The sequence below is a fragment of the Tardiphaga sp. P4_G1 genome, assembly GCF_056401215.1.
This window is the reverse complement of record NZ_JBFUJU010000002.1, coordinates 371,144-397,222: the sequence shown is the minus strand read 5'-3', so window position 1 is coordinate 397,222 and position 26,079 is coordinate 371,144. Positions and strand designations below refer to the sequence as shown.

Here is a 26,079-nt window from a genome sequence, read left to right as displayed (position 1 = left end):
AGGAAACTAGCGGCTCGCCAGAACTGAAATAATCCTCTATTTGTTCCATGTGTTCATGAGTTGGATTCAACAATGAGCCTGATCGGCCCGGCCGACCTCGCCACCTTTCTGGCGATTGCCCGGCATCGCAGCTTTCGCAATGCCGCCATTGAGCTGGGCGTATCCGCCTCCGCGCTGAGCCACGCCTTGCGCGGCATCGAGGAGCGTCTTGATGTCCGGCTGGTCAATCGCACCACCCGCAGCGTCGCGCTGACGGAGGCGGGCGAGCGGTTGTTCGCGCGGGTCAGTCCGGCGTTTCAGGACATCAATGATGCGCTGGAGGACCTCAACCATTTTCGCGGCAAGCCGGCGGGGACGTTGCGCTTCAACGCCGCCCGGCAATCCGCACAGCTCGTGCTGCTGCCGATCGTCACGCGATTTCTGAAAGCCTATCCGGAGATCAATGTCGAGATTGCCGTGAATGACGGTCTTGTCGACATGGTCTCGGCCGGTTTCGATGCGGGCATCCGCTTCGGCGAAACTGTTGCGGCGGACATGATTGCCGTGCCGATCGGCCCGCGGCAGCGATCGGCGGTCGTTGCGTCACCCGGCTTCTTCAAGCAACACAAGCCGCCGCAGACGCCGCACGAGCTGAAAGACCTGCCGTGTATCCGCTATCGCTTCTGGGGTGGCGCGCTGTATCGCTGGGAGTTCGAGCGCGGTGGCATCGAGGTCGAGATCGATGTCGCGGGCACGCTCACTTTGAACGATCAGGACCTGATGGTGGACGCTGCGCTGGACGGAGCCGGACTGGCTTACGTGTTCGAAGGGCAGGTCGAGGAGTTGATCGCCAAGCGCAAGCTGGTGCGGGTCCTCGCTGACTGGTGCCCGGCCTATCCCGGCTTCTTCATGTATTATCCCAGCCGCCGACAACTGCCGGCGGCATTGCGGGCGTTTGTCGATTTCGCCAAAACGGTGGGTTGAAGTTTCATGCGCTTTGCTCTCAGTCGTCATACGCGGGCTTGACCCGCGTATCCATCTTGACCGCATGCGCGCCGTTCCGACAGGTGGATTGCCGGGTCAAGCCCGGCAACGACGTGGGAGAGGCTATTCCCCTAGTTGCCAGAGAAGTTTGGCTTACGCTTCTCGATGAAGGCTTGCACCGCCTCGCGGTGATCTGCCGTCATGGTCGTGCGGATCAGCCGCTCGGCCTCATGGTCCCGCGCCGTCGCAAAATCGAAGGCCAGTGCCTCATCGAGATTGTCCTTCATGTAGCGCAACGCCAGCGTCGGCCCCTGCGCCATGCCGCGCGCCAGTGCGAAAGCCTCGTCCTGCAGCCTGTCGTCCGGCACCACGCGGTTGAACAGCCCGATGGCTTCGGCGCGGGTTGCCTCGACTTTGTCGGCAGTGAACATCAGCTCGCGCGCGCGGGCCGTGCCGACAAGACGCGTCAGCAGCCAGGCGATGCCGTAATCGCCGCTGAGGCCGACGCGCAGATAGCCGGTGGAAACGAAAGCCGATTGCGCCGCGATGCGGATGTCGCAGGCCATGGCTATGGCAAGGCCGGCGCCTGCAGCGGGGCCGGGCAGGGCGGCAATGGTCGGCTTGCGTACGGCGACCAGCGCACCGGTCAGCAGGCGCTGGCGCTCCTGCAGGTCGGCAACGCGTTCGTCGAAGGACATATCGAGCGTGGACTGCTTGCGATGAGCGCCCATGCCCTTCACGTCCCCGCCGGAGCAGAAGGCCGTGCCGGCGCCTGTAATCAGTAGCGCGCCGACATCGGGGTTTTCGCCGCAGGTGCGGATCATTGTGCGCAATGCGGGCGTGAGATGGTCCGACAGCGAGTTGCGCGCTTCCGGCCGGTTCAGGGTGATGACGGCAACGCGCTCGCGGATCTCACACAGCAGTTCACTGGTGCCGGTGTCGATGACCTTTACGGCTTCACTCATGTATCTCGCCCCGTTCTCGCGTCAGAATTTCTCGACCCATGGACGGATTTCGAGCTCCGAACTCCAGGCACTGCGCGGCTGCTGTAGCACGTTCCAGTAATTCATGGCGATGGCATCGGGGTCGAGCATCGAATCCGGCCTGTCCACGGGCTCGATTCGCACCGAACTGCGAATGCCGCCATCGATGACAAAGTGGGCGATGTGGATCCCTTGCGGTGCAAACTCGCGGGCCAACGACTGCGCCATGCCGCGCAAAGCGAACTTGCCCATGGCGAAGGGAGCCGATTGCGCAAAGCCCTTGATACTCGCGGAGGCACCGGTGAACAGGATGGCGCCGTGCTTGTTGGGCAACATGCGCTGCAATGCCTGTTGCGCGACCAGAAATCCGCCGAAGGCGCTAACTGCGATGGATTGTGCAACATCGGGAGGTGCGAGCTCGATGAAAGGTCCGCGGGCGCGCTGGCTGGCATTGTAAACGACGATATCGGGCGCGCCGATCTGGCGTTCGACATCTGCAAACAATTTGGCGACATCTCCAGCCTGGGTCGCGTCGCAGGCAAAGGCCTTGGCGCCGGTCTCCTGGCACAGCGCATCCAGCTTGACGGGATTGCGGGCGGCGAGTGCGACGCGGATGCCCTGTTTGGACAGCAGCCTCGCCAGCGATGCGCTGATGCCCTCACCGACACCGACGATCAAAGCGGTTTCGTAATGCGGAATTTCCATGGATCAAATCTCCGGCTGGGCACTTTATTCGCTGGCGCGGTAGGCGCATGATGAAGATGGAAACGCAACTGCAAAACACAAGAGGCCGTCATGAACGCCCATGCCCAGATCGCCGCCAATCTGATCGCACCCGACACGTCCGGCATGAATTTCTACCGCGCCGATCCGGCGCTGACCGATCTGCTGCGCATTCATCTGCCGGAGGATCTGTTCAAGCATATCGAGCCGCATCTCGATCGGCTGGGTGGCCTTATCGGTGGTCCGCTCGATGAAGCCGGGCGGATGGCCGACAAGCATGGGCCCGTGCTGCATCAGCGCGACAAGTTCGGCCAGGACGTTCAGTGGGTGGAATATCACCCGGCCTATCGCGAACTGGAGAACGCAGCCTTCGGCGAGTTCGGCATTCACGCGCTGTCGCACCGCAAGGGCATTATGGGCTGGCCCTCGACCTATCCAGTGGCGGCCAAACACGCCTTTACGTTCCTGTTCAACCAGGCCGAGTTCGGCATGGGCTGCCCGATCAATGTCACCGACGGTGCTGCGAAGCTGCTGTCGAATTACGGCGACGATGCGCTCAAGGCGAAATATCTCGACGGGCTGACGCAGACCGACATGAGCAAGCTGACCCAGGGCGGCCAGTTCATGACCGAGAAGGAAGGCGGCTCCGACGTCGGCAAGCTGACGACGCGGGCCGTGCAGGAGGGCGATCACTGGCGGCTGTATGGAGAAAAGTGGTTCTGCTCCAATGCCGATGCGAAGGTCGTGATGCTGCTGGCGCGGCCGGAAGGTGCGGTCGGCGGCACCAAGGGCGTCGGCCTGTTCCTGATGCCGCGGACGCTCGATGACGGCACGCCCAATCACTACCGGATCGTGCGCCTGAAGGACAAGCTCGGCACGCGGTCGATGGCATCAGGTGAGATCAAGCTTGAGGGCGCTATCGCTTATGCCGTCGGCAAGCTCGATCGCGGCTTCGTGCAGATGGCCGAGATGGTGAATTCGTCGCGCCTGTCGAATGGCGTGAAGTCGACCTCGCTGATGCGCCGCGCCTGGCACGATGCGATGGCAGTCGCGCGTGGACGTGTCGTGTTCGGCCAGCGCATTATCGACATGCCGCTGGCGCGGCGGCAGTTGATGAAGATCGTGGTGGCGACCGAGCAGGCGCTGTCGATGAGCTTTCTCAGCGCGGATGCGCTGGACCGTGCCGAGGCCGGCAGCCAGGATGCTGCAGCACTGCTGCGGATCCTGACGCCGACTCTGAAATTCCGTGCGACGCGTGACGCGCGCAAGGTCTGCGGCGACGCGATGGAGATGCGTGGCGGTGTCGGCTACATCGAGGAATTCGCCACCGCGCGGCTGCTGCGCGATGCGCATCTCGGCTCGATCTGGGAGGGCACCGGCAATATCGTTGCGCTCGATGCGCTGACGCGTGCGGTTGGGCGGCATGGCGCGGAAGCCGCGCTTGCCGCCGATTTGCATGCGCGGCTGGACGATTCTCCGAGCGTACCGCAGGCATGGCGGGATCGTCTGCGCGGTCTGACCGACAAGGCCATTGGTTTCGCGCGCGAGGTTGCCGCGCGGTCGGATAACGAAGGAGATGCGCGCCGCGCAACGAGTTCGCTGTATCATGTGGCCAGTGCCGTGGCACTCACTTGGGAAGCGCATCGCATTCATGCACGACGCGGCGATGCGCGGCGCCTGTTGATGTCACGTCTCGTAATTGAGCATCGCCTGATGGTGCCCGATCCGTTTGCGGTCATCGAAAGCGAAACCCAGAAGCAGATCGTCGCGCATCTGCTGGGTGAGCGCGATGTCAGCATGGAGGAGGCCAGTCGGCTGATGCTGGCCTGACCTGATCGCAGGGACTATGAGCGCGGACCGTTATCTTTCAGGAACTTGAGCAGCAAGCGGCCGACCTCTTGTGGTTGTTCCTGCTGCACCCAATGGCCTGCGCCGTCGATCAGGTGCACCGCGCGCATATTCGTGCAGGCGCTGTTTTGCATCGTCTCGATGGCGCCGGGACGCTGATAGATGCCCCAGTCCTGCTTGCCCGAAATGAAAGCTGAAGGGACGTCGATGGTGCGACCGGCAAAGGTCTCGTAGTCGGCATTGAACGCGCCTGTCGTGTTACAGCGGTACCATTGCAATCCGCCCTGGAAGCCGGTGCGGGCATATTCACCGGCATAGAAGGCCAGTTCATTGTCCGGCAGCCATTTGCATGATGCGATCTGTTCAGGCGTCGGCATCTCTGCCGCGACGGTCTCGGCCATGGTCTGGTCGCGGTCCATCACATAATAGGTCGGCAGTTTCGCAAGTTCATTCGCCGTCCAGCCCTGCAATGGAGTGGGCGTGTTGCCCGGCCAGTCCGCACTCTTGTGATGATAATAGGCGCGCAGGAAATCATGCACGCCTTGCGGTGCGTGTTGCATATGAGCGTTGGCAGCACGCGTCGCGTAGTACCACTGATAGTGGATACGCGGCCGCGGCAATGCTGCGAGGTCGCGATGCACGGGATCATCGGTCTTTGGCGGTGCCGGCTGATCGGCGGTGCCGAAAGGCAGCGATGGAGGTCCGGCAAAGGGCGCGCTCATCAGGGCAACGGATCGGAATACATCCGGCCGCACCAGCGCGCACCAGGCTGCGACTGAGCTGCCATAGTCGTGTCCGACCACCGCATCGACATGGCGATAGCCGAAGGCGGCGACGAGGCCGACCGCATCGCGCACGAGGTTGAGCAGATTGAAGGGACGCAGATCGCCATCATAGTCTGCGCTCCAGCCGGTGGTACGACCATAGCCGCGTTGGTCCGGCGCAATCACGTGATAGCCGGCGGCGGCGAGCTGCGGCATTACCTTGCGCCAGCTGAAGGCCAGCTCGGGAAATCCGTGCACCAGCAGGATGCAGGGCCGGCCTTTGGTTTCAAAGCCGGCCTCCAGCACGTGGACACGCAAACCGTTGATGCCCTCGACGAAGCGCGAGCGAATTCCGGCCGGCAGAATGTTGGGATCGATGGGTGTCACGTCGCCTCCATGCTGCACTTGTCTGGCAGCGTGGGCGCACTCCAGCGCAAGCACCGTGAAAAGACAACTAGCGTTTGAAGCGGGCCACCAATTCGATATGGGGCGTATGCCGGAACTGGTCCACGGGTGTGACGCTGTCGAGCTTGTAGCCGCCATCGATCAGGATCTTTGCATCGCGTGCGAAGGTCTGGACGTTGCACGACACGGCGACGACGACGGGGATCTTGCTGGCCGCGAGCCGTTCGACTTGTGCCTGCGCGCCCTGACGCGGCGGATCGAACACGACAGCGTCGAAGTCGCGCAATTCCTGCGGCACCAGCGGACGGCGAAACAGGTCGCGCATCTCCGCCTTGATCGGCTTCAGGCCCTTGGTGTCCTTGATGGCCTGCTGCAGCGAGGTGATGGCGCCTGCATCGCTATCGAAAGCTGTAATCTTCGACTTGGTGGCCAACCGCAGCGCGAAGGGACCGATGCCGCAGAACAGGTCGGCAATGTTCTTCGCGCCTTTGCAGAGTTGGAGCACAAGCGCCGCCAATGTCTCTTCACCGGCGGCCGTGGCCTGCAGGAATGAGCCCGGCGGCAGTGTAACCTGCGCGCTGCCCATCGTGACCACAGGCGGTACGCGCATCAGCACGAGTTCACCATGCCGCGTGAGGCGTGCCAGTTTGTGCGCCTCGGCGATGCGCGACAGCGCTGTGATGATAGCGGTCGGCAATGGCCCGGTGCCGCGGACGTCGATATCGAGTCCGTTGGTGGCCGCTGTCACCTGAATGTCCAAGGGCTTGCTGACCGGCTTCAACACCTCGGCCAGCGCGCGCGCGGCATCGAGCGCGCCATCCAGCGCGGGATCCAGAATCGGGCACGCGTCGATAGCGATGATGGCGTGGCTTGCCGATGCCGCGAAGCCGACACGCAGTCCGCCATCGCTGCCACGCCGGGCATGCAACGTTACGCGGCGGCGGCCGGCGCCATGAGCATCGACGATCGGATCGACCGGGCAGGTGATCTTCGCCTGCGCCAGCGTGTCGATCACGATCTGGCGCTTCCAGGACTGATAGGGATCGGGCTGCCAGTGCTGGATGGCACAGCCGCCGCAGCGCGTGAAGTAGGTGCAGAACGGATCAATTCGTTCCGGGCTGGCGCTGTCGATCTGCAGCAGTCGTCGACGCTCCGGATGTTCGTCGTCGCGTTCCGTCTCGACGATCTCATGCGCCAGCGTGTAGGGCACGAACAGCGACGCGCCACTGGTGAGGCTGACGCCGTCGCCGCGCTGGCCGACATGATCGATGGTCAGGTGTTCAGCCACGCCGAGCACCCATGAAGAACTCGATATTGCCGTCACCGCCGGTAATCGACGACGGGAAGACCTCGATATCGGTGCAGCCGAGCGTCCTGGCAAAATCCGTGATGTCGTCGCAGATGGCCTGATGCACGGCAGCGTTCTTGATGATGCCGCGCTTGGATTGCTTCCGGTCGGCCTCGAATTGCGGCTTGATCAGCGCCAGCAGGCTCATCGGCGCCGCGGCGAGCGACAGCGCGACAGGCAGCACCGCCTTGAGCGAGATGAAGCTGACATCGATTACCACGACGTCGGGCCGCGCCGGCAGGCGCTTGTTCTCATAGTTGCGGATATCCGTTTCTTCCATCGAGATGATTTTCGGATGGCCGTGCAGCGATGGATGAAGCTGACTGTGCCCGACATCGATGGAGAACACCATGCTGGCGCCGTTGGCGAGCAGCACTTCTGTAAAACCGCCGGTGGAGGCGCCGACGTCGAGGCAGACGTGGTCCTCGATCTCGATCGGATATAGCTCGAGCGCGCCGGCCAGCTTGACGCCGCCGCGCGAGACCCAGGGATGCGCCGGTTCAGCCTCGATCGCGGCGTCGAGCAGCAGCGGTTCTGACGCTTTGGCGACCGCTTTGCCGTTGGCCTTCACAAGCCCCGCTTCGATGGCGGCTTGCGCACGCGCGCGGCTTTCGAAAATTCCGCGGTCGACGAGAAGCGTATCGGCGCGTTTGCGCGGCGCGGCAGCAGTGTTCTGAGATTTCATCATGGTCAGTACGATGCAGCAAGTTTCAAACAGGCTTCGAAGCTCGTCAGATCCTGCCAGAGATCATTGGGTGCTTCGCGGGGGACGATCATGGGCGCGCCATAGAGATCGAGCGCATGGATCATCATCAGATTGTCGGCGAGGCCGAAATTTTCGACGGTGAGCCCATCCGCATCCACCAGATGTCCGTCCCGATCGGTGACCTCGGTCATGCGGCGCACGCGGTCGATATAGAGCGTCGGGTCATTGCAATAGCCAAAGCAGAGCTTGCCGTGGCCCGCCATATAGCCGAGCTCGAACACCGTACCGGCGTCGGCGCTTGGACCGCGGAACGGCGTGAGATTGGCGATGATGATGTCGCAGTGATTCATCATCGCCTCGTTACCGTGAAAAATCTGGCGCGAGGCGTCGCCGGCATTTATGTCGATGGCGTTATCGAGCGGGAAGAACCCGTGCGCGCCGTAGCGCTTGCAGAGCGCGACCTTCTGCCGGCCGATCTCGGCGGCATTGGGCAGGAACACGTCGGGGCCTGCGAGATAGATATTCATGAAGTCCCCGTCTCATGGTGAGCCGCGCCGACATTGACGAGCCAATTCAGACGAGAACGAGGCAATCCGGCGGTTCCTGCCGAATTGCCTCGTTGTATTCTCTTCGCAATTGCAAACGCGATGTCGCGTTTAGATCAAGCGAGCTTGACGGTCTCGGCCTTGAAATCCTTGCCGAGGGTCTCGAACACCTTCTTGACGATCCCCTTGGAGTCCAGACCCGCTTGGGCATACATCGCTGCCGGCGTGTCGTGATCCTGGAACATGTCGGGCAGCACCAGCGAACGCATGCGCAGACCGCCGTCGAGCATGCCGTTGTCGGCGAGCAGCTGCATCACATGCGAGCCGAACCCACCAATCGAACCTTCTTCGACGGTCAGCAGGATCTCGTGATCGCGGGCGAGTTTGAGGATCATGTCAGTGTCGAGCGGCTTCATGAAGCGTGCGTCGGCAATCGTGGTCGACAGGCCGTGGGCGGCGAGTTCGTCGGCGGCCTTCTCACATTCGGCGAGGCGCGTGCCGAACGACAGAAGAGCAACCTTGCTGCCTTCGCGGACGATGCGGCCCTTGCCGATTTCCAGGGGGATGCCGACTTCAGGCATCTCGACGCCGCGGCCTTCGCCGCGGGGGTAGCGCAGGGCGCTCGGTGAATCGTTGATGGCGACCTGGGTCGCGACCATGTGCACCAGTTCGGCTTCGTCGGAGGCGGCCATGATGACCATGTTCGGCAGGCAGCCGAGATAGGCATTGTCGAATGAGCCCGCATGGGTCGCACCATCCGCACCGACCAGTCCGGCGCGGTCGATAGCGAAGCGCACAGGCAGGTTCTGGATCGCCACGTCGTGGACGATCTGGTCGTAGCCGCGCTGCAGGAAGGTCGAGTAGATCGCGCAGAACGGCTTGTAGCCTTCGGTCGCAAGACCGGCGGCAAAGGTCACCGCGTGCTGCTCCGCGATGCCGACGTCGAAGGTGCGGTTCGGGAACGCCTTGTTGAAGATGTCGACGCCTGTACCCGACGGCATGGCCGCGGTGATGGCGACGATCTTGTCGTCCTTCTCGGCTTCCTTGACGAGGCTCTGGCCGAACACGTTCTGATAGGCCGGGGCGTTGGGCTTGGACTTCGATTGGGTGCCGGTGGCGACGTCGAATTTGACGACCGCATGATATTTGTCAGCGGCGGCTTCGGCCGGGCCGTAGCCCTTGCCCTTCTGGGTCACGACGTGAAGCAGGATCGGGCCGGTCTCCATGTCGCGAACGTTCTGCAGCACGGGCAGCAGATGATCGAGGTTATGACCGTCGATCGGACCGACATAATAGAAGCCGAGTTCTTCGAACAGCGTGCCGCCATTGACCATGAAACCGCGCGAATATTCTTCGACGCGCTCGGCACGGTCGGCGATCAGCTTCGGCAGATGCTTGCCGAGCTGCTTGGCGGCATCGCGCAGCGAGCGGTAGGTCTTGCCCGAATACATGCGCGACAGATAGGCCGACATGGCGCCGACCGGCGGCGCGATCGACATGTCGTTGTCGTTGAGGATGACGATCAGGCGGGAATTCATCGCGCCTGCGTTGTTCATGGCTTCATAAGCCATGCCGGCCGACATCGAACCGTCACCGATCACGGCGATAACGTTGTTCTTGCCGCCGGAGAGGTCGCGGGCCACCGCCATGCCGAGACCAGCGGAAATCGAGGTCGAGGAATGCGCGGCGCCGAACGGATCGTATTCGCTCTCGCTGCGCTTGGTGAAGCCCGACAGGCCACCGGCGGTGCGGAGCGTACGGATACGGTCGCGGCGACCGGTGAGGATCTTGTGCGGATAGGCCTGATGGCCGACGTCCCAGATGATGCGGTCGCGCGGCGTATCGAAGACGTAGTGGAGGGCGGTGGTCAGTTCGACAACGCCGAGGCCGGCGCCGAAGTGGCCGCCGGTGACGGACACCGCATCGATGGTTTCCTGACGAAGCTCGTCGGCAACCTGACGAACCCGCTCGATCTTCAGCTTCCGGAGATCTTCCGGAGTCTTGATGGTATCGAGCAACGGTGTCTTACTAAAATCGGTCACGGCACTATTCCAATTTTACATGTCCGGGACTGCGTCTGGCTTCGGGGCCGTCGCGTTTCCGCGCGCCCACCGGACAACCGCAGCCTCCAGAACCGGGAAGCCTGTTTCGAGGCCTTATAATGGGCTTCGATTTTTCAGTGTGATATCTAACATGCTTGGCGGCGACTTCATCTGATCATTTTTGCCAGATGAATGAAGCGCTTATCTACGTTAACGGCCGGCGTTTCAGCCTGCTCGTCAGCGCATAGTCCTAGTCCCTTTACACCAAAGCGATGGCCAAAGCCAACCGCTGTGCCTGCGGGGGTGGCAGCACAAAGGCGCTATGGACATTCGCGCGGTGTGCCTAGCGCATGCGCCGGGCGACCGGTTCCGTCTCATGGGAACCCGTGTGGGTAGGGCTCTTCGCGCCCAAATCGAGCTTTTTCCATGCGTTTTCGCGGGTAGTGGGGGTGCCGTCCACCAACGCCAAAGTTGTGGCCGGCTGACTGACACGCCCCCTGAGAGGCACAGGCCCGCAAACGATCATGAAGAAATCGTAGGCATGCGGCCGCTCATTGGCCATGACGAACTGGAAGTGCACCCGGAAGAACTTCCAGCGGAACCGGTTGTAATGTTCCGGGCGGATGATTTCGCGGAACCGGACGGGGACGATGGTGGGATTCCGCCGGGCCGGGCCGGCGTCGATCCCGTGACCGGCGATGGGATCGAACGGAAAGAAGTTCATCACGTCCTTGCGGGATTGGCAGTCGATCCAGTCGATGGAAGGCTCCACGGCCAGCAGCCGCAAATTGTCGCGAAAGCCTTGCGCGACTCTATGGAAGCCGACGATCGGCATATTGCCGCCGAGCGTCAGCAGCACGACGCGAGGGCCGTGGCTACCGAGTTCCGGATCGAGTTTCAGCGCGCGGGCGAGGATTTCGGAGCCAAGGAACGAGCCGGAGCTGTGACCGACCAGCACGATTTCCTGCGCTTTGGTTGACTTGGCGACCTGGACCAGATGCTGCGCGAAGCGGTCGATCCGGGCGTCCCAGTCCGGCCGGTTGCCGTGGGAGAACTGCCAGGTGAAGATCGTGTCGGCCATCAGATAGAGCAGATAGGTGTGCTTTTCGGTGTATTTCAGCAGCGAGCCAAGCACGGCCACGAACACCGCCGCAGCGCCGCAGCCCACCAGAAATCCGTGTATTCCAAGCGCCTGCAGCCCTAACGCGAACAGCCAGGCGATGCCCGCCGACCAGATAGCGCCGTTGAGCAGCAGGACGTGGGGCCAGCTGATGAAGGTGGCGAAGCGCCAATGCGCCTTCCAGAACCGGCCCATCGTGCCGGAGAAGACCAGGCCCCAATAGATGGCGATGGCGTGGATCAGCGTGCGCCAGATCGGCACGGCCAGATCGCGCTGAATCATGTCTTCCCAGCGCAGGAAGTCGTAATCGGTCGTGGTCTGCCAGCCGTCGCCGGAGGTTTCGATGCGCCAGGAGGCGGATTCATGGGCGAATTCGCCGTCGGTATGGCCTTTCGGCCGGCTGACCGAGGTGGTCAGGCCATAAAGGCGGCCGAACTTGCGCAGTTCGGTCCGAAACATGCGGTAATACTGCGAGAGTCCCCGCGGATCGTATCCCTGCACATAGATGACATGACGGTGCTGGACGCGCACGCTGGTTCCCCGGACTGACGGCGGACTATAAACAGGCCGCGCCATGCGCCAAGCGCTAATTCGGCCGCGGGGTGGTGCGAGGTCTCAGCCCGCGCGATTTCCTACTGGACGTCCAGCGGTTCGGTGCCGATCGCTTTGCCGTTCGAATCCGTGGTGATCTTGTCCACGCGCGCTTCGGCCTGACGCAGCAATTCATCGCAGCGCCGCTTCAGCGCCTCGCCGCGCTCATAGATGGCGACCGACTCTTCCAGCGGCACCTTGCCGTCTTCGAGGCGCTTCACGATCGATTCCAGTTCTTCGATCGCGGTCTCAAACGTCAGCTTCTTGACGTCAGCATGGGTGTTCTCGGCCATTCGGTTTCCCGTGTGCGCATTTTGGAAGGACGGAGTCAAAGATATGTTTGAGGGCGTATTGTGGCGGGTACGTTTTCCGACCTGCCCCCTTTCAGCGCGATGCCCCCATCAGCGCAGAGACATGGGCCGCGGCCGATTCTTTCAAGCCCTGCAGATCATAACCACCCTCGAGTACCGAGACAATGCGGCCACCGGCGGTGCTGTCGGCGAGATCCATCAGCTTGCGCGTCACCCAGCCGAAATCCTCGGCGTCCAGATTAAGCGACGCGAGCGGATCGCGGCGATGCGCATCGAAGCCGGCGGAGATGATCAGCAGTTCCGGTGCGAATTTCTGCAGTTGCGGCAGGATGAGATTGTCGAAGGCAGAGCGGAATTTTGCACTGCCGTCGCCGTCATGCAGCGGTGCATTAACGACCGTGTCGTGCTCGCCGCGCTCCTGGGATGCACCGGTACCGGGAAACAGCGGCATCTGATGTGTCGAGCAATACATCACTGTGGGGTCGGCCCAGAAAATGTCCTGCGTGCCATTGCCATGGTGGACGTCGAAATCCACGACGGCCGCGCGGGTAATGCCGTAGGTGCGCTGCGCATACCGCGCTGCAATCGCGGCCTGATCGAAGAAGCAGAAGCCCATCGGCTTGTTGTGCTCGGCATGATGGCCGGGCGGGCGGGTCGCGACGAAGGCATTGCTGTGCTCGCCTTTCATCACCGCGTCGGTCGCCGCGATTGCGCCGCCGACGCCGCGCATCACCGCTTCCCAGGTGCCGGGGGACATCGACGTGTCGCCGTCGAGATAGACGAGGCCGCTGCTCGGCGCGACATGGCGCAATTCATCGATGTAATGATTGTCATGACAGAGGCTGACGACGTCGAGATTGCCCTCCGGCGCTTCGCCCCGCACCAGCGCGTTGAAGCGGTCTTCGCTGAGTGCCTGCGCCACCGCGCGCATACGGTCGGGGCGTTCAGGATGGCCGGGCGGGGTGAGGTGATCGAGCGAGGCCGGATGGCTCAGAAGAAGTGTCGTCATGCAAATGGTCCGCAAGCGCAGGGGGCGCTGGTATGATGAGACGATAACCTAGCCGGTCAGGTCAGGTTCCGATAGGGGGGCATCGCTGGTGCGGTCGTCCCCTAACAGAGCTACCGATCAGAATTATGGATCGCTTTCTTCACATTCGATTCATGTCGTTTCATCGACACCGCCTGACGCCGCGGAATTGAAACGCGCGTTAAGTCGCGGCTGCTATCGGTGGAGGCCGCGGCATTCTGCGGAGAAGGTGCGCATATTCCATCGTCGGACTCCGCAGTTGCGCTCGCGTCTGGGGTGGGTTCGTACGCGATGAGTGAATCGAAATATCCAAGGCGCGTACCCCATCTCTTGCGTTCGGTGTGGCCGTTCGTTGCCATCGTCTTGCTGCAGGCATTTCTCGCCGGCACCAGCATCCACATCCTGTCGTCGGTCCGCGCCTATGTCACCGGCGAAAGCCGATGGTCGAAGGGGCAGATGGAGGCGGTGCATGCACTCAGCCTCTATGCCGAGACCGGCGACGACAGATATTATCGCCGTTATCAGGCGAGCATCGCCGTGCCGCTCGGGGATCTCATCGCGCGCCGCGCGCTCGAACAGCCGGTGCCGGATCTGCGGGCTGCCTATGACGGATTCCTGCAAGGCGGCAACGATGCCGCAGACATCCCCGGCATGATCTCGCTGTTTCGCAATTTCAGCAAGGTCGTCTATCTCGCCCGAGCCATCGAGACCTGGCACGCCACCGATCCCGTGATCCAGAGTTTGGTCGATACGGCCGACGCCATTCACGCCAGCGTCATCGATGGCAAGGTGGGATTGATGCGCCTCGCAGCCCTGAAGGCGCAAATCGACCAGATCAATGAACAGACCTCGCCGCTGGCAGTGGAGTTCTCCCGGCGCCTCGGCATCGGCTCCCGCGCCATTCAAGGCATTCTGCTGGTCGCCAATGTGTTCACCGCGGCGCTGTTGATCCTGCTCGGCATCTGGCGGACACGTAATCTGCTGATCCAGCGTCAGCGCTTCGAGACGGCGCTGAAGATCGAGAAGGAGCGTGAACAGAAATACATCTCACGTCTCGCGTTCCAGGCCTCGCATGATGCACTGACGGGGCTGGCGAATCGCCGCGAATTCGAGCGTCGGGTCCAATACGCATTGCCGCGGATCGACGCCGATGCGCGGCCGCATGCGCTGATGTTCCTCGATCTCGATCAATTCAAGATCGTCAACGACACCTGCGGCCATGCTGCCGGCGATCATCTGCTGCGGCAGGTCTCGGGCATACTGAAAAAACATCTGCGCCCGGACAATCTGTTGGCCCGCCTTGGTGGCGATGAATTCGCCGTGCTGCTGGAGCGCTGCGAGCCGGATCGTGCGGCGGCGACCGCCGAGCGATTGCGGCGGACGGTCGAAGAGCTGAACTTCGTCTGGAACGGACGTTCGTTCAACGTCACCGTCAGTATCGGCCTCGTCTGTATCGCGCAGCCCGAGGTGACGCTGGAAGAGGCGCTGCGCGCGGCCGATGCAGCTTGTTACATGGCCAAGGAGAAAGGCCGCAATCGCGTTACACTGCATCAGCCCAGCGATTCCGAATTGCTGCAGCGGTTCGGCGAAATGAACTGGGTGCAGCGCATTCACGATGCGCTGGAGCAGGATCGCTTCTGTCTCTATGCCCAGAAGATCATTCCGCTCAGCGAGCGCGAGGATGGCACTCTGCATGTCGAACTGTTGTTGCGGCTGCGCGACGAGGCGGGGCAACTGGTTGCGCCCGGCCATTTCATTCCCGCGGCGGAACGTTATGGTTTGATGACGCTGATCGATCGCTGGGTGGTCAGGAATGCGTTCATCATTCTCGCCGCGCGATTGGTCGAAGGTGCGACGCCGGTCTCGACCTGCGCCATCAATCTGTCCGGCGCGACATTCAAGGATGAAAGCTTTCTGGACTATGTCCGCGAGCAGTTCCGCATCTATCGGATACCGCCGACCATCATCTGCTTCGAGATCACCGAGACAAGCGCCATCGCCAATCTCGCCGACGCCAATAAATTCATCCAGGCGCTGCAGCAGATCGGTTGCCGCTTCTCGCTGGACGATTTTGGCAGCGGCATGTCGTCCTTCGCCTATCTCAAGCACCTGCCTGTGGACTATCTCAAGATCGATGGCTCCTTCGTCAAGGACATGCTCACCGATCCGATCGACCGCGCCATGGTCGAGATGATCAGCCATATCGGCAAGATCATGGGCAAGCGGACGGTGGCGGAATTTGTCGAGAGCGACGAGATCATCACGGCGCTCACGCAGATCGGCGTCGACTTTGCGCAGGGCTATGCGGTGGGCAGGCCGGAGCCGTTCGATGTCCATAGCGAGATCGACCGGAGGAACGTGGCGTAGAAGGTGAAGGCCGTTCAATTTCATGATCGTCATGGCCGGATGGCGCGAAGCGAGCTTGGCAATAATCCCAGGCTTCTCCCCACGTCATGGCCGGGCTTGACCCGGCCATCCATCTTTCTTGTGCGACGGTGTGCGGGCCAAGCTGGATCCCCGGGTCAAGCCCGGGGATGACACCTGTGGGTGCGGCGCCGATAGCGCGTCGCGCCGTCGCAGATTCAAATTTCAAACAGCCACGGCTCTTCAGACATGCGTCATAACCCCTGTTGTTTGCGGCGCGGGGGCGCCGTCGTCGCTTGCATCCCCGCCCCCTTATGAGAGGGCGTGCGGAACGCCGGGTGCCCGTTGCACCCTTGGGCCTGATGCGAATGCGGTCTTCCGCAATTGAGAGTGCATCAGGACTTTCGGAGGCGCCGAGCAAGTGCCCGACGTTCCGCCTGCGGTGTTTTTTCGGTTGCTTGCACTTTGCCTCGACGAACGCTCCGATCGCGAATTAAAGTCCCAAGGCGATGGGAAGGGAGCCTCAAGCGAGTAAGCCGAACGCGTTTTGACTTGGTCGTCCGTCACACTGTCCAGGAGTCTTTCCATCCCAAGGCCGGCCGTCTCCTTGCCAGTGGCAGTGCTGGCGCAGATCCGTCCTGCCCGAAGACAGACGTCCCCCATGAACCGCGTGACGCCGCATCTCCGGCGTCCACCGCATCCCACCCCGCGAACGTGACGATCGCGATCGCCCCTCTCGGTGGGGCAGGACGGAGGGGAATATAAACCTGATGGAGATGCTGTCAACGGGATTTAGGAATAAATGTTTTGGTGCGTTCCGCGCGGGTCTATCTCACACTCGTCATTCCGGGTCGCGGGCGGCTCTCGCCGAACGCGAACCCGGAATCTCGACATGGGACTCTCTGATCGTGCCAAACACACCGGGATTCCGGGTTCGCGCTCTGCCGGCTTCGCCGGCGACGCACGCCCCGGAATGACGAGCTTGGGTCGAGATCCCGGGCCGGGGAATGAAGAGCCAAGATGATCGCTTCAGAATGACAGCTTCCGGCAGACAGGCGTTCCGCTAATCCACCCGTGCAATCCGCCCCAGCGGCATCGGCGACACCGGGCTGTTGGCCTTCATGTAAGCGTTCAGCGCATCGACATCGTAGACGCCGACCAGCGGCTCCTTGCCCTCTTTCAACACGGTGAAGCCATCGCCGCCGACGGCGAGAAAGCCGTTCACGGTGACGCGATAATTTGCTGCGGGATCGATCACCTTGCCATCCAGCATCATGCGCCCGGGCGGGACGCGCTGGCCTGCTGCCGCCGTATTATCCCAGGCATAGCTGAAGCCTTTCGAGACCTGCAGGATGCGCGGCCGGCTCGGCGTGTTCCATTGCTGCTCAAGCATCGCCTTGATCTGCGCGCCTGTGAGCGTCAGCGTCACCAGCTGGTTGCGGAACGGCTGCGCTGCGAAGACGTCGCCATAGGTCACGCTGCCGTCGGCCGATTTGGTGATGTCGGCGCGGATGCCGCCGGGATTGGTAAAGGCGATCACGGCAGCGCCGAGATTGCCGGCCGATGTCGCGGCGAGATGTGCGTCAGCGATGATATCGCCCAGCGGGCTTTCGCCGGTCGTCATGTCGGGCATGCGCGATAGCGTTGCGGTGACCGATCCGGCAGGGCGACTGGCAATGGGCGCGGCTACCTTGTCATAGGCCGCAAGCAAGGCCGTCTGTGCGGGATCGGCGGGATAGGTTGCCGTGCGCACGATGACGTTGTCGGCTTTCGAGCTGATGACGTCGTGGGTGGTGCGGTCGAGCTTGAGGTCGATGGTGGTGACCAGCGTGCCGTATTTGTCGCCTGACGTGACGAGGCGTCCGTCGATCTGGCAGGTGTAGGCGCGGTGCGTGTGGCCGCTGACGACGACGTCGACCGCCTTGTCGAACTTCTTCACAATATCGACGATTGGTCCGGAAATACCCGGGCATTCATTGTAGTCGCCGGTGGAGAAGCCGCCTTCATGGATCAGCACCACGATGGCCTCGACGCCTTTGGCCTTCAGTTCCGGCACCAGCGCATTGACCGTGTCGGCTTCGTCCCTGAATTCCAGCCCGGCGATTCCCGGCGGCGCCACGAGGCCGGGCGTACCTTTCAGCGTCAGGCCGATGAAGGCGACGGGAATGCCGTCGAATGTCTTGATCTGATAGGGCGGCAGCAGCGGCTGGCCGGTCTTCGTATCGATGGTCGAGGCGGCGAGATAGTTGAACGTCGCGCCGGCAAAGGGATGCGGGCCCTGGCAGCCATCGACGGGATGGCAGCCACCGTTCTGCATGCGCAGCAGCTCCTCGCGCCCTTCGTCGAATTCGTGATTGCCGACCGAGGCGATCTCAAGGCCCATCATAGACAGTGCCTCGATGGTCGGTTCGTCATGAAACAGCGCGGAGAGAAACGGGCTGGCGCCGATCAGGTCGCCGGCAGCCACGAATACGCTGTTCGCCTTGCCGGCGCGGAGCTGCTTGACCAGCGTCGCCATATGCTCGGCGCCGCCGGCGGGCACGGTGATCTTCTTCGTTTTGTCGGCGGGATCGTCGATCACGATGCCGCCGGGGGCAGGGCGCAGATTGCCGTGGAAGTCGTTGATGGCAAGGACGGTGACGTCGACGGGGGTGGGGGATGTCTGGGCGAGGGCGGCCGATGCTACACACAATAGTGCGCCAGCTAGAACACTGCACGCAGCGAGCGCTGCATTCTTAACCTCTCCCCGTTCTTTACGGGGAGAGGTCGGATCGCTCTTGCGATCCGGGTGAGGGGCGGCGCAAGGGCATTGCCATTCGGGAGAGCTATCGGGTCGCATGATTTTGAGCATCTTGTATCGATGATTGAGGACTTTGGCGTCTCAGTGCGACAGCGATGTGATCCGCTAGATCTCCATCGATGCTGGCATGGTGCCATGCCCCTCACCCGCCGCGAAGACGCGGCGACCTCTCCCCGCCTAGCGAAGCTGCGCTTCGCATGGACACGGGGAGAGGTTAGATTACGCCTTCTTGCGCGCGAAGAACGCCTTGAACGCCGCGCTCGCTTCCTGCGACTTCATGCGCTCGCCGAACAGATGGCTCTCCTGATCGATGCGCCGCGTGAGATCCTCGGGCGGGAGCTTCAGCAGCCGGCGCGAGATTGCCACGGCTTCCACCGGCAGTGCGCAGATTTCGCGGGCGACCTTGCGCGCTTCGACTTCGGTGTGACCGGGCGGCACGATTTCGTTGATGAAACCGGCGGCCTGGCCATCTTCCGCCGTCATCGTGCGGCCCATCACCAGCGCGGCGAAGGCCCGCTGATGACCCATGGTGCGCGGGAACAGCAGGCTGGAGGCGGCTTCCGGCACCAGGCCGAGATGAATGAACGGCGTTGAGAAGGTTGCGGTGGTCGAGGCCAGCACATAGTCGCAGTGGAACAGCATGGTCGTGCCGATGCCGATGGCAATGCCATCCACCGCGGCGATGATCGGCTTGGTGTTCTGCGCCAGCGAATACAGAAACTTCACGGCGTTCGACGCGCGTGGGGACTCGGCCTTTTCGGCGCTGTCCTTCAGAAAATCCTGCAGGTCGTTGCCCGCGGTGAAGGCGCCGGAGCCGCCGGTGATGATCATGCAGCGGATATCGGGATTGTTCTGCGCGGTGTCGATCGCGTCCGACATGGCGTGATACATGTCCTGCGTCAGCGCGTTCTTCTTTTCCGGCCGGCGCAGCGTGATCACGCGCGTGGCCTCTTCGTCGGTCACGATCAGATGTTCGGTCATGTCAATTCCCTGGCATAGCCCATAGCGCCCCGCAAAAAGCGCGGCTGGCACGTTTCCTCTGCCGGATATTACATCAATCCGCTGCGGCCGATATGGCGGGCGATGGTTTATGCCAGCAAAACGGCGTCGGCCGACATTACGGATTCACTGGAGTCCATCACGGTGCGTTCAAGCGAACCAGCCTGCACCGCAACATTCTCGGCGAAGAACCGCGCAACTGTCACATAGCGTGCAGCGTCGCCGTCGCCGTCGCGATCGCGTGCGGCAAGGGCTTCATTGGCCAGCATGCAGCCGCCGAGCGCGGAGCCGAACAGCCGCAGATAGGGCGTCGCGCCGGAGAGCGCGTCGTTCGGTGCCGAGGCCAGCTTCTCCAGCAGCCACTTGCTTGAACGCTCCAGCGAGCCGAGCGCGTCGCGGAGTTTTGCGCCGGTGGTGCCGAAGGCGGGATCGTTGGAGGCCTCGACGCGCGACACGATGCCGCCGAGTTCGTCCAGCAGTGCCCATACGGATTCGCCGCCCGATGCCGCGAGTTTGCGCGTGACGAGATCGATCGATTGGATACCGTTGGTGCCTTCATAGATCGCGGTGATGCGCGCATCGCGGTAGTGCTGTGCCGCGCCGGTCTCTTCGATGAAGCCCATACCGCCATGGATCTGCACGCCGAGTGACGTCACTTCATTGCCAATATCGGTGGAGAAGGCCTTGGCGATCGGTGTCAACAATGCGCCGCGCGCGGCCGCTTCGGTGCGCACCTTGGCGTCGGGCGAACGTGCGGCGATGTCGAGCGCCACGGCGGTGGCGTAGCAGATGGTCCGCGCAGCGGCGGTGAGGGAACGCATCTGCATCAGCATGCGCTTGACGTCGGGATGCACGATGATCGGGTCCATGCCGGCCGTCTTGCTGCCGATGCCGCGGCCTTGTTTGCGCTCCTGCGCAAAGGCCAGTGCCTGCTGATAGGCGCGGTCGGCGATGCCGACGCCTTCAAGGCCAACGCCGAGCCGGGCCTGGTTCATCATCGTGAACATGCACAGCATGCCGCGATTTTCCTCGCCGATGAGGTAGCCGACCGCGCCGCCCTTGTCGCCCATGGTCATGGTGCAGGTGGGGGAGGCGTGCATGCCGAGCTTGTGCTCGACGCCGGAGGCATGGATGTCGTTGCGTTCACCGAGCGAGCCGTCGGTATTGACGAGAAATTTCGGAATCAGGAATAGCGAGATGCCCTTGGTACCGGCGGGGGCATCGGGCAATCGCGCAAGCACGAAATGCACGATGTTATCGGTCATGTCGTGATCGCCATAGGTGATGAAGATCTTGGTGCCGGAGATGCGATAGCTGCCGTCGGCCTGGCGCTCGGCGCGCGAGCGCAGGGCGCCGACATCGGAGCCGGCCTGCGGCTCGGTGAGCTGCATGGTGCCGGTCCATTCGCCGGTGACGAGCTTTTCCAGATAGATCTTCTTGAGCTCATCGCTGCCATGGGCGTCGAGCGCTTCGATGGCGGACAGCGTCAGCAGCGGGCAGAGGCCGAAAGCGATATTCGACGCGCTCCAGATCTCGGTGCAGGCGGCATTGATCGCCAGCGGCAGGCCCTGGCCGCCGAAGGCTTCGGGGCCGGAGACGCCGTTCCAGCCGGCGGCAGTCCAGCGCGCATAGGCATCGGGCCAGCCGGGGGCGGTGGTGACTTTATTATCCGAGAGCTTGATACCGTTCTTGTCGCCCACGGTATTGAGCGGCGCCAGAACGTCCCTGGCAAAGCGGCCGGCTTCTTCGAGCACGGCAGCGGTCATATCGGCGTCGAAATCGCCGTAATGGCCGGCTTTCAGGGCCGCCTGCAGGCCGGCGCCATGATTCAGGGCCAGCAGCATGTCGTTGATCGGTGCTCGGTAGGTCATGGCATCTCGCTCCCAGCAATTCTTTGGGTAAACTTTTTCAGCTTTCCGCCGTCTTCCCACGAAACGGGCAGCTCCTCAACACGCCAAAGGGCGCATCCGGGGCCCTCTGTGGCTGGGGCGGCAAGATCCGAGTCTTCGTATGGGGAAACGAAATCCGCCAACTTCTGCTGCAATATCAATGGCTATCTTGAAGCTGATTTGTGCGATACGACGCCTCCATGTTGATGCGGATCAAAAGCTGGGCCCGGAACATCAAGACGGACACGCATGCCGTCTATCTCGCCGCGCGCGATCCGCGGGTGCCATGGTTTGCGAAGGTGCTCGCGATCGCTGTCGCCGCTTATGCGCTGTCGCCGATCGATCTCATTCCGGATTTCGTGCCGGTCCTCGGCTATCTCGACGACCTGATCATCGTGCCGCTGGGTATCTGGCTCGTGGTGGCGCTGGTCCCGGGCGAGGTGATGGCCGAGTACCGGATCAAGGCGCGCGAGGCTGCGGAACGCCCGACCAGCAGATCGGGCATGATCGCCATCATCGTATTGTGGCTCGCCAGCGCACTCCTGCTCGGGTGGCTCGGCTATCGCTACTGGACGCAGACCTGATCGCCCGCGCCCCTCAGAACCTGACCTTCACACCGGCATAGAAGGCGCGGGGCCGCGCCGGGCTAACCGAACGTGCGTCCGTGAACTGGGCGCCGCCATTGGCAAAATTCGGCACCGAGTCGGTCTCGAAGAAAGTCCCGTATGTCGAATAGCGCCGGTCGAGGATGTTGTCGACGCGGGCGAAGACCTGCACGGATTTGTCGATCTGATACGACGCGTGGGCGTTGAACACGGTATAGGCTTCAAGTTTGGGCGCCTGGTTGGAATCGTCACCGACGAAATACTGGCTGCTGACGAACAGCGCATCAGCCCCGACCTTGAAAGCGTCGGTCAGTGCATAGTCGAACCCGGCCTTGACGCGGTGACGCGGGATCGCCGGGATCTGGTTGCCGGGCAGGATCTGGACGTTGCCGTCGCCATCCTTGAACGGGCTGTTCGAGCCGATCGCGAGCGGATCAAGGAAGCGCGCATCGACGAAGGCATAGCTGGCATAGAGCTGCAGGGTCGGCGCGCGCAGTGTGACTTCCGCCTCGATACCCTGCCGGCGCGTCGAGCCGACATTCTGGAAATAGCCGTAGCCCTGCAGGACCGGGCTCGGGATTGCGAGAATGTCATCGGTGTTGGTGGCGCGGAAGGCACCGAGCTTCCAGCCCAGCGTGCCGGCATTCAGCTCCTTGGTGCCACGCAGACCAGCTTCTATCGTATGCGAAACCACCTGCTTGAGCGGCGGGTCGGAGATCAGGAAGGCGCCGACGATGCAGGGATTGGCGGGATCGGCACAGCCGAGTTCCAGCGGGGTCGGCGCGCGGTTGGCTTCCGAATAGCCGGCATAGGCGGTCAGCTCAGGCGTGATCTTGTAGGTACCGCCGATGATCGGATTGAAACGGTTGAAAGTGTGGTCACCGTTGAGCGCGGTGCCGATCTGATCCTCGAGCACGATCTGCGCCGTGTTGAAGCGACCGCCTCCGGTGATCGAAAACGCATTGGTCACATCGAATGTGTCGAGCGCGTAGATGCCGCCATATCGATTGGTGGTCCGCAGCGACACCGGACCGATCGCGATCGGATCGCCGGACTGACCGAGGGAAATCCCGCTGCCGGTGACGATGTAATCCGGGCCGATGGTGCCGAGTTCGGCGCTGGCCGTGAAGTGACTGGCGCTGGACGAATAGCTGGCGCCGACGACAAAGCGGTTGTTATGGCCGAACAGCTGATCGGTATTGGTCGCCTGCAGGGAGCCGCCCACCGTGGTCGAGCGCGTCGAGGTACGATCATTCTCGCCAAGAACCGCGCCGGGCGCGAAGGGATTGGCAATTTGCGCGCCGTTCAGGCCGTTGGCCGGCGTGTCGTCATCGCCGAAGCACAAGAGGGTCGGATCTTCGCAGGGCTGGGTGCCGGTTGGATTGCCATCCTGGGTCTTGTTCCGGAAGAATCTCAGATGCGCCGACGCCTCCACCGTCCAGGTCGGCGTCGCCTCGACCTTTCCTGTGAAATTGAGATAGCCGACGCGGTTGTTCGAGGTCTGCGGCGTCGTATAGGTGGCGCCATAATTCTGCTGCAGCAGCTCGACCGGAACGGTCGCCGAGGCGCCAAACTTGTTGTTGGCGACGCCCATATTCAGGTGAAGCTCGCTGCTGTCGCTGCGATAGCCGACATCGCCATAAAAGCGTCGGACGTCCGACGTCGCGAAGTTGCGGAAGCCCTTGTCATGCAGCCCTTCGAGCGCGCCATAGACGGCGAATCCCTCGACCTGCTTGCCCCATTGCGCCGAGCCCTGGATGCGGCCGAACGAGCCGCCCATCGTGCTGAGCTCGGCTCCCTGATAGTTGAAGCCGTCCTTCATCTGGATGTTGACCGCGCCGCCCAGCGCGTTGAGGCCGAAGGCGGGATTATTGGTGACCACGCTGACCGAGCGGATCGCCGCGGTCGGGATCAGGTCCCAGTTGACGGTGTCGCCGAAGGCCTCGTTGATACGCACGCCGTTCTGATAGACCGCGAGCCCCTGCGGCGTACCGGCCACCGGCGACGCCACGAAGCCGCGAAATTGCAGATCGGGCTGGAAGGGATTGCCCGCGACTTCGTTGATCAGAATGCCGGGCACTTGCTGCTGCAGCGCATCAGTGACGTTCAGGGAATTGGCACGTTCGATCGCGCGGGCATCGACATAATTGATACTCGCCGTGACCTTGTCGACGTCGATGCCGGAACGCGACGTCGGCGTGGTCGGATAGACGTAGACCGTACGCGGCCGCTCGGCGACCCGCTGGGTGGTCTGACGCCGCGGGCCGCGTTTGCTGGCGGTGGCGGGGGCGGACACGACCACGGGAGGCAGCACCTGCGGCTCTCCAGGTGGACTTTGCGCAAAAGCCGTTTCGGAAACCGGTAGAAAACCCGTCGACAGCGAAGCCACGACCAGCACTCTTACGCGCATCTGTTTCACCCCATTCCGCGTCGGCGCTCTGATGGCACCGTTCGGTAGCGTGATACTAGCGAGTGTGAGAGGCTGCGCTATCTGCAAATGTCGAAATCCGTCTCAGTTATTTTCCCGATAAAGTCGGGACAAATTCCCGATCGCGCGTAACAGGCGGATTTGGCAGCGGCTCCGTCACGGGAATGATAGCCTCGACAGTCACACCGTCCACATCAGATCTGACCGTGAGCGTCCCGCCCAGGGCCCAGACCCGCTCTCTCATGCCGACCAGACCAAAGCCGCCATTGCGATCGGGATCGAGGCCGCGGCCATTGTCACGCACGCGGACCAGCACGTTGTCATATTCAGGCTTCGCCGCCGTTCCCATCACCGGTTCGATGATCACGCTCACGGCAGAGGCTTGCGCGTGGCGGAACACATTGGTGAGTGCCTCCTGAACGACGCGATAGGCGGTTAGTTCGGCAACCTCACCAAGGGGAGCAAGCGTTGGCGATACCAGGCTCTCGATCATGACCTCCGGATGGGATTCACGCCAGAGACGCAGCAAGACCGTAATAGCACCGGACAAACCGAGATCCGTCAGCCCGACCGGCCGCAACCGCTCGAGAATGCGGCGATTGAACTGCTGCAAGACATCGACCTGCGCCAGAATGGCAGTGCCATGCCTCGACAAGGCACCCGTGCCCGACGGATCGTGATCGGCGAGGCGCATCACTGCGCCCGCATGGGCGCGCAGGGCGAACAGATACGGCCCGAACTCGTCATGCAGTTCGCGTGCGATATCCTTGCGCTCGATATCCTGCAGCGAGACGGCCCGTTGCGCCAGACGCCGCCGGTCCTCGAGCACATCGCCCAATGTGGCTGCGAGATGATTGAGCCGGATGCAGAGTGCGGCAAGTTCCGGCGCGCCCGCGGGGGCGACGCGCGCCTGATAGTTCCCCGCTTCGATATCGACCATGGCCTGCGACAATGCATCGAGCGGCGCCAGCGCCCGCCTGACGACCAGGCTCGTGACGACGAACAACACCATTGCAACGATCAGACTGAGTGTCAGCTGGGTGACGATGCCGTCCCATATCTCCCGCATCTCGTCATCGGGATGCGAGGTGATCAGCAGCGTCTGCCGCTTCTCGCCAACCATCACCGATGCCGACTCCGATATCCGCTCCGGGTGAATCAAGGATACGAACCACGATGGCGGAGAGCCTGCACCGTCGCTTCGATCCTGACCGTCACTCTTCGGGGGCGGCATGTTCCCATCGCTTTGCCTGACGATACTGACATGTCGCAATCGATTGAGATCGGCGACAATTTTATCGAGCCGCGCATTCGGATCCTGCGCTTCGCTCAGGCCAGTTCCAATACTTTCGATAACTTCACGCGTTAGCCGGATAACGCTCTGGTCCTCGGCCTGGACGCGCGGGCCAGCTTCCAGTGCGAGCCGCACGACATTGGCGATCAAGCCAAGCGCGAGCACCAGCGCGACCAGGAGATTGATCCGCGCGCGCAGCGAAAGATTCTGCCACATGACCATGCTTTCACTCGCATCTCGCCTGCATGCCGCGACTATGAACTTGACAGCGAAATTCGACGGCGATCATATCGGATCGAGGCGACCTTCGATTGTCAATCATGT

The 26,079-nt window shown here is 62.4% G+C and carries 19 protein-coding genes; 4 read left to right on the top strand and 15 right to left on the bottom strand.

The window, feature by feature from the left end:
- Nucleotides 1–72: 72 nt before the first annotated feature.
- A complete protein-coding gene (locus tag AC1DUY_RS05970; RefSeq protein ID WP_478112985.1) occupies nucleotides 73–963 on the top strand; it encodes a LysR family transcriptional regulator in 891 nt (296 codons plus the stop codon).
- A 131-nt stretch (nucleotides 964–1,094) separates the two neighbouring features.
- Here AC1DUY_RS05970 and AC1DUY_RS05965 read toward each other — a convergent pair whose 3' ends face one another.
- Together AC1DUY_RS05965 and AC1DUY_RS05960 are read right to left on the bottom strand one after the other, a co-directional pair.
- Entirely contained in the window at nucleotides 1,095–1,928 is an 834-nt protein-coding gene (locus AC1DUY_RS05965; RefSeq protein ID WP_478112983.1) for an enoyl-CoA hydratase, read from the bottom strand.
- 21 nt (nucleotides 1,929–1,949) lie between these two features.
- Nucleotides 1,950–2,651, bottom strand: coding sequence for an SDR family NAD(P)-dependent oxidoreductase (locus AC1DUY_RS05960; protein WP_478112981.1), 702 nt, complete (start codon nucleotides 2,649–2,651; stop codon nucleotides 1,950–1,952).
- Between the two features lie 90 nt (nucleotides 2,652–2,741).
- Here AC1DUY_RS05960 and AC1DUY_RS05955 point away from each other — a divergent pair, with 90 nt between their 5' ends.
- The gene (locus AC1DUY_RS05955; RefSeq protein WP_478112979.1) at nucleotides 2,742–4,499 is read left to right on the top strand and encodes an acyl-CoA dehydrogenase family protein; all 1,758 of its coding nucleotides are present in this window, start codon (nucleotides 2,742–2,744) and stop codon (nucleotides 4,497–4,499) included.
- A 14-nt stretch (nucleotides 4,500–4,513) separates the two neighbouring features.
- Here the strand turns inward: AC1DUY_RS05955 and AC1DUY_RS05950 are convergent, their stop codons facing one another.
- From AC1DUY_RS05950 to AC1DUY_RS05915, 8 genes are all read right to left on the bottom strand, one after another.
- Nucleotides 4,514–5,659: an alpha/beta fold hydrolase gene (locus tag AC1DUY_RS05950; RefSeq protein ID WP_478113380.1), complete on the bottom strand. Its 1,146-nt coding sequence runs from the start codon at nucleotides 5,657–5,659 to the stop codon at nucleotides 4,514–4,516.
- A gap of 76 nt (nucleotides 5,660–5,735) precedes the next feature.
- A complete protein-coding gene (locus tag AC1DUY_RS05945; protein ID WP_478112977.1) occupies nucleotides 5,736–6,974 on the bottom strand; it encodes a class I SAM-dependent RNA methyltransferase in 1,239 nt (412 codons plus the stop codon).
- Entirely contained in the window at nucleotides 6,967–7,722 is a 756-nt protein-coding gene (locus AC1DUY_RS05940) for a TlyA family RNA methyltransferase (protein ID WP_478112975.1), read from the bottom strand. The genes AC1DUY_RS05945 and AC1DUY_RS05940 overlap by 8 nt, the downstream gene beginning before the upstream one ends.
- A gap of 2 nt (nucleotides 7,723–7,724) precedes the next feature.
- Nucleotides 7,725–8,267 carry a nucleoside 2-deoxyribosyltransferase gene (locus AC1DUY_RS05935; RefSeq protein WP_439064957.1) on the bottom strand — a complete coding sequence of 181 codons (543 nt, stop codon included), beginning with the start codon at nucleotides 8,265–8,267 and terminating at the stop codon, nucleotides 7,725–7,727.
- A gap of 134 nt (nucleotides 8,268–8,401) precedes the next feature.
- Nucleotides 8,402–10,327 (bottom strand): 1-deoxy-D-xylulose-5-phosphate synthase, encoded by a 1,926-nt coding sequence (gene dxs, locus AC1DUY_RS05930; RefSeq protein ID WP_089265987.1) that lies wholly within the window; start codon nucleotides 10,325–10,327, stop codon nucleotides 8,402–8,404.
- A 343-nt stretch (nucleotides 10,328–10,670) separates the two neighbouring features.
- Entirely contained in the window at nucleotides 10,671–11,978 is a 1,308-nt protein-coding gene (locus AC1DUY_RS05925) for a hypothetical protein (protein ID WP_478112973.1), read from the bottom strand.
- Between the two features lie 101 nt (nucleotides 11,979–12,079).
- On the bottom strand, nucleotides 12,080–12,331 hold the full coding sequence (locus AC1DUY_RS05920) for an exodeoxyribonuclease VII small subunit (protein ID WP_068734542.1): 252 nt from the start codon (nucleotides 12,329–12,331) through the stop codon (nucleotides 12,080–12,082).
- 91 nt (nucleotides 12,332–12,422) lie between these two features.
- On the bottom strand, nucleotides 12,423–13,358 hold the full coding sequence (locus AC1DUY_RS05915) for a histone deacetylase family protein (protein WP_089265990.1): 936 nt from the start codon (nucleotides 13,356–13,358) through the stop codon (nucleotides 12,423–12,425).
- A 309-nt stretch (nucleotides 13,359–13,667) separates the two neighbouring features.
- Between AC1DUY_RS05915 and AC1DUY_RS05910 the strand changes: the two genes are divergently transcribed.
- Nucleotides 13,668–15,743 (top strand): putative bifunctional diguanylate cyclase/phosphodiesterase, encoded by a 2,076-nt coding sequence (locus AC1DUY_RS05910; RefSeq protein ID WP_478112970.1) that lies wholly within the window; start codon nucleotides 13,668–13,670, stop codon nucleotides 15,741–15,743.
- 1,060 nt (nucleotides 15,744–16,803) lie between these two features.
- Here the strand turns inward: AC1DUY_RS05910 and AC1DUY_RS05905 are convergent.
- The 3 genes from AC1DUY_RS05905 to AC1DUY_RS05895 all read right to left on the bottom strand — a co-directional run bounded on the left by AC1DUY_RS05905 (nucleotide 16,804) and on the right by AC1DUY_RS05895 (nucleotide 21,410).
- Complete coding sequence (locus AC1DUY_RS05905; protein WP_478112968.1) at nucleotides 16,804–18,579, bottom strand: bifunctional metallophosphatase/5'-nucleotidase; 1,776 nt, start codon at nucleotides 18,577–18,579, stop codon at nucleotides 16,804–16,806.
- Between the two features lie 180 nt (nucleotides 18,580–18,759).
- Complete coding sequence (locus AC1DUY_RS05900; protein WP_439087744.1) at nucleotides 18,760–19,521, bottom strand: crotonase/enoyl-CoA hydratase family protein; 762 nt, start codon at nucleotides 19,519–19,521, stop codon at nucleotides 18,760–18,762.
- 107 nt (nucleotides 19,522–19,628) lie between these two features.
- Nucleotides 19,629–21,410 carry an acyl-CoA dehydrogenase gene (locus AC1DUY_RS05895; RefSeq protein WP_478112965.1) on the bottom strand — a complete coding sequence of 594 codons (1,782 nt, stop codon included), beginning with the start codon at nucleotides 21,408–21,410 and terminating at the stop codon, nucleotides 19,629–19,631.
- A gap of 218 nt (nucleotides 21,411–21,628) precedes the next feature.
- Between AC1DUY_RS05895 and AC1DUY_RS05890 the strand changes: the two genes are divergently transcribed.
- Complete coding sequence (locus tag AC1DUY_RS05890) at nucleotides 21,629–22,012, top strand: YkvA family protein (protein WP_478112963.1); 384 nt, start codon at nucleotides 21,629–21,631, stop codon at nucleotides 22,010–22,012.
- 13 nt (nucleotides 22,013–22,025) lie between these two features.
- Here AC1DUY_RS05890 and AC1DUY_RS05885 read toward each other — a convergent pair whose 3' ends face one another.
- Together AC1DUY_RS05885 and AC1DUY_RS05880 are read right to left on the bottom strand one after the other, a co-directional pair.
- The gene (locus AC1DUY_RS05885; RefSeq protein WP_478112961.1) at nucleotides 22,026–24,443 is read right to left on the bottom strand and encodes a TonB-dependent receptor; all 2,418 of its coding nucleotides are present in this window, start codon (nucleotides 24,441–24,443) and stop codon (nucleotides 22,026–22,028) included.
- Nucleotides 24,444–24,549: 106 nt separating this feature from the next.
- Complete coding sequence (locus AC1DUY_RS05880; protein ID WP_478112959.1) at nucleotides 24,550–25,971, bottom strand: ATP-binding protein; 1,422 nt, start codon at nucleotides 25,969–25,971, stop codon at nucleotides 24,550–24,552.
- Nucleotides 25,972–26,079 lie beyond the last annotated feature (108 nt).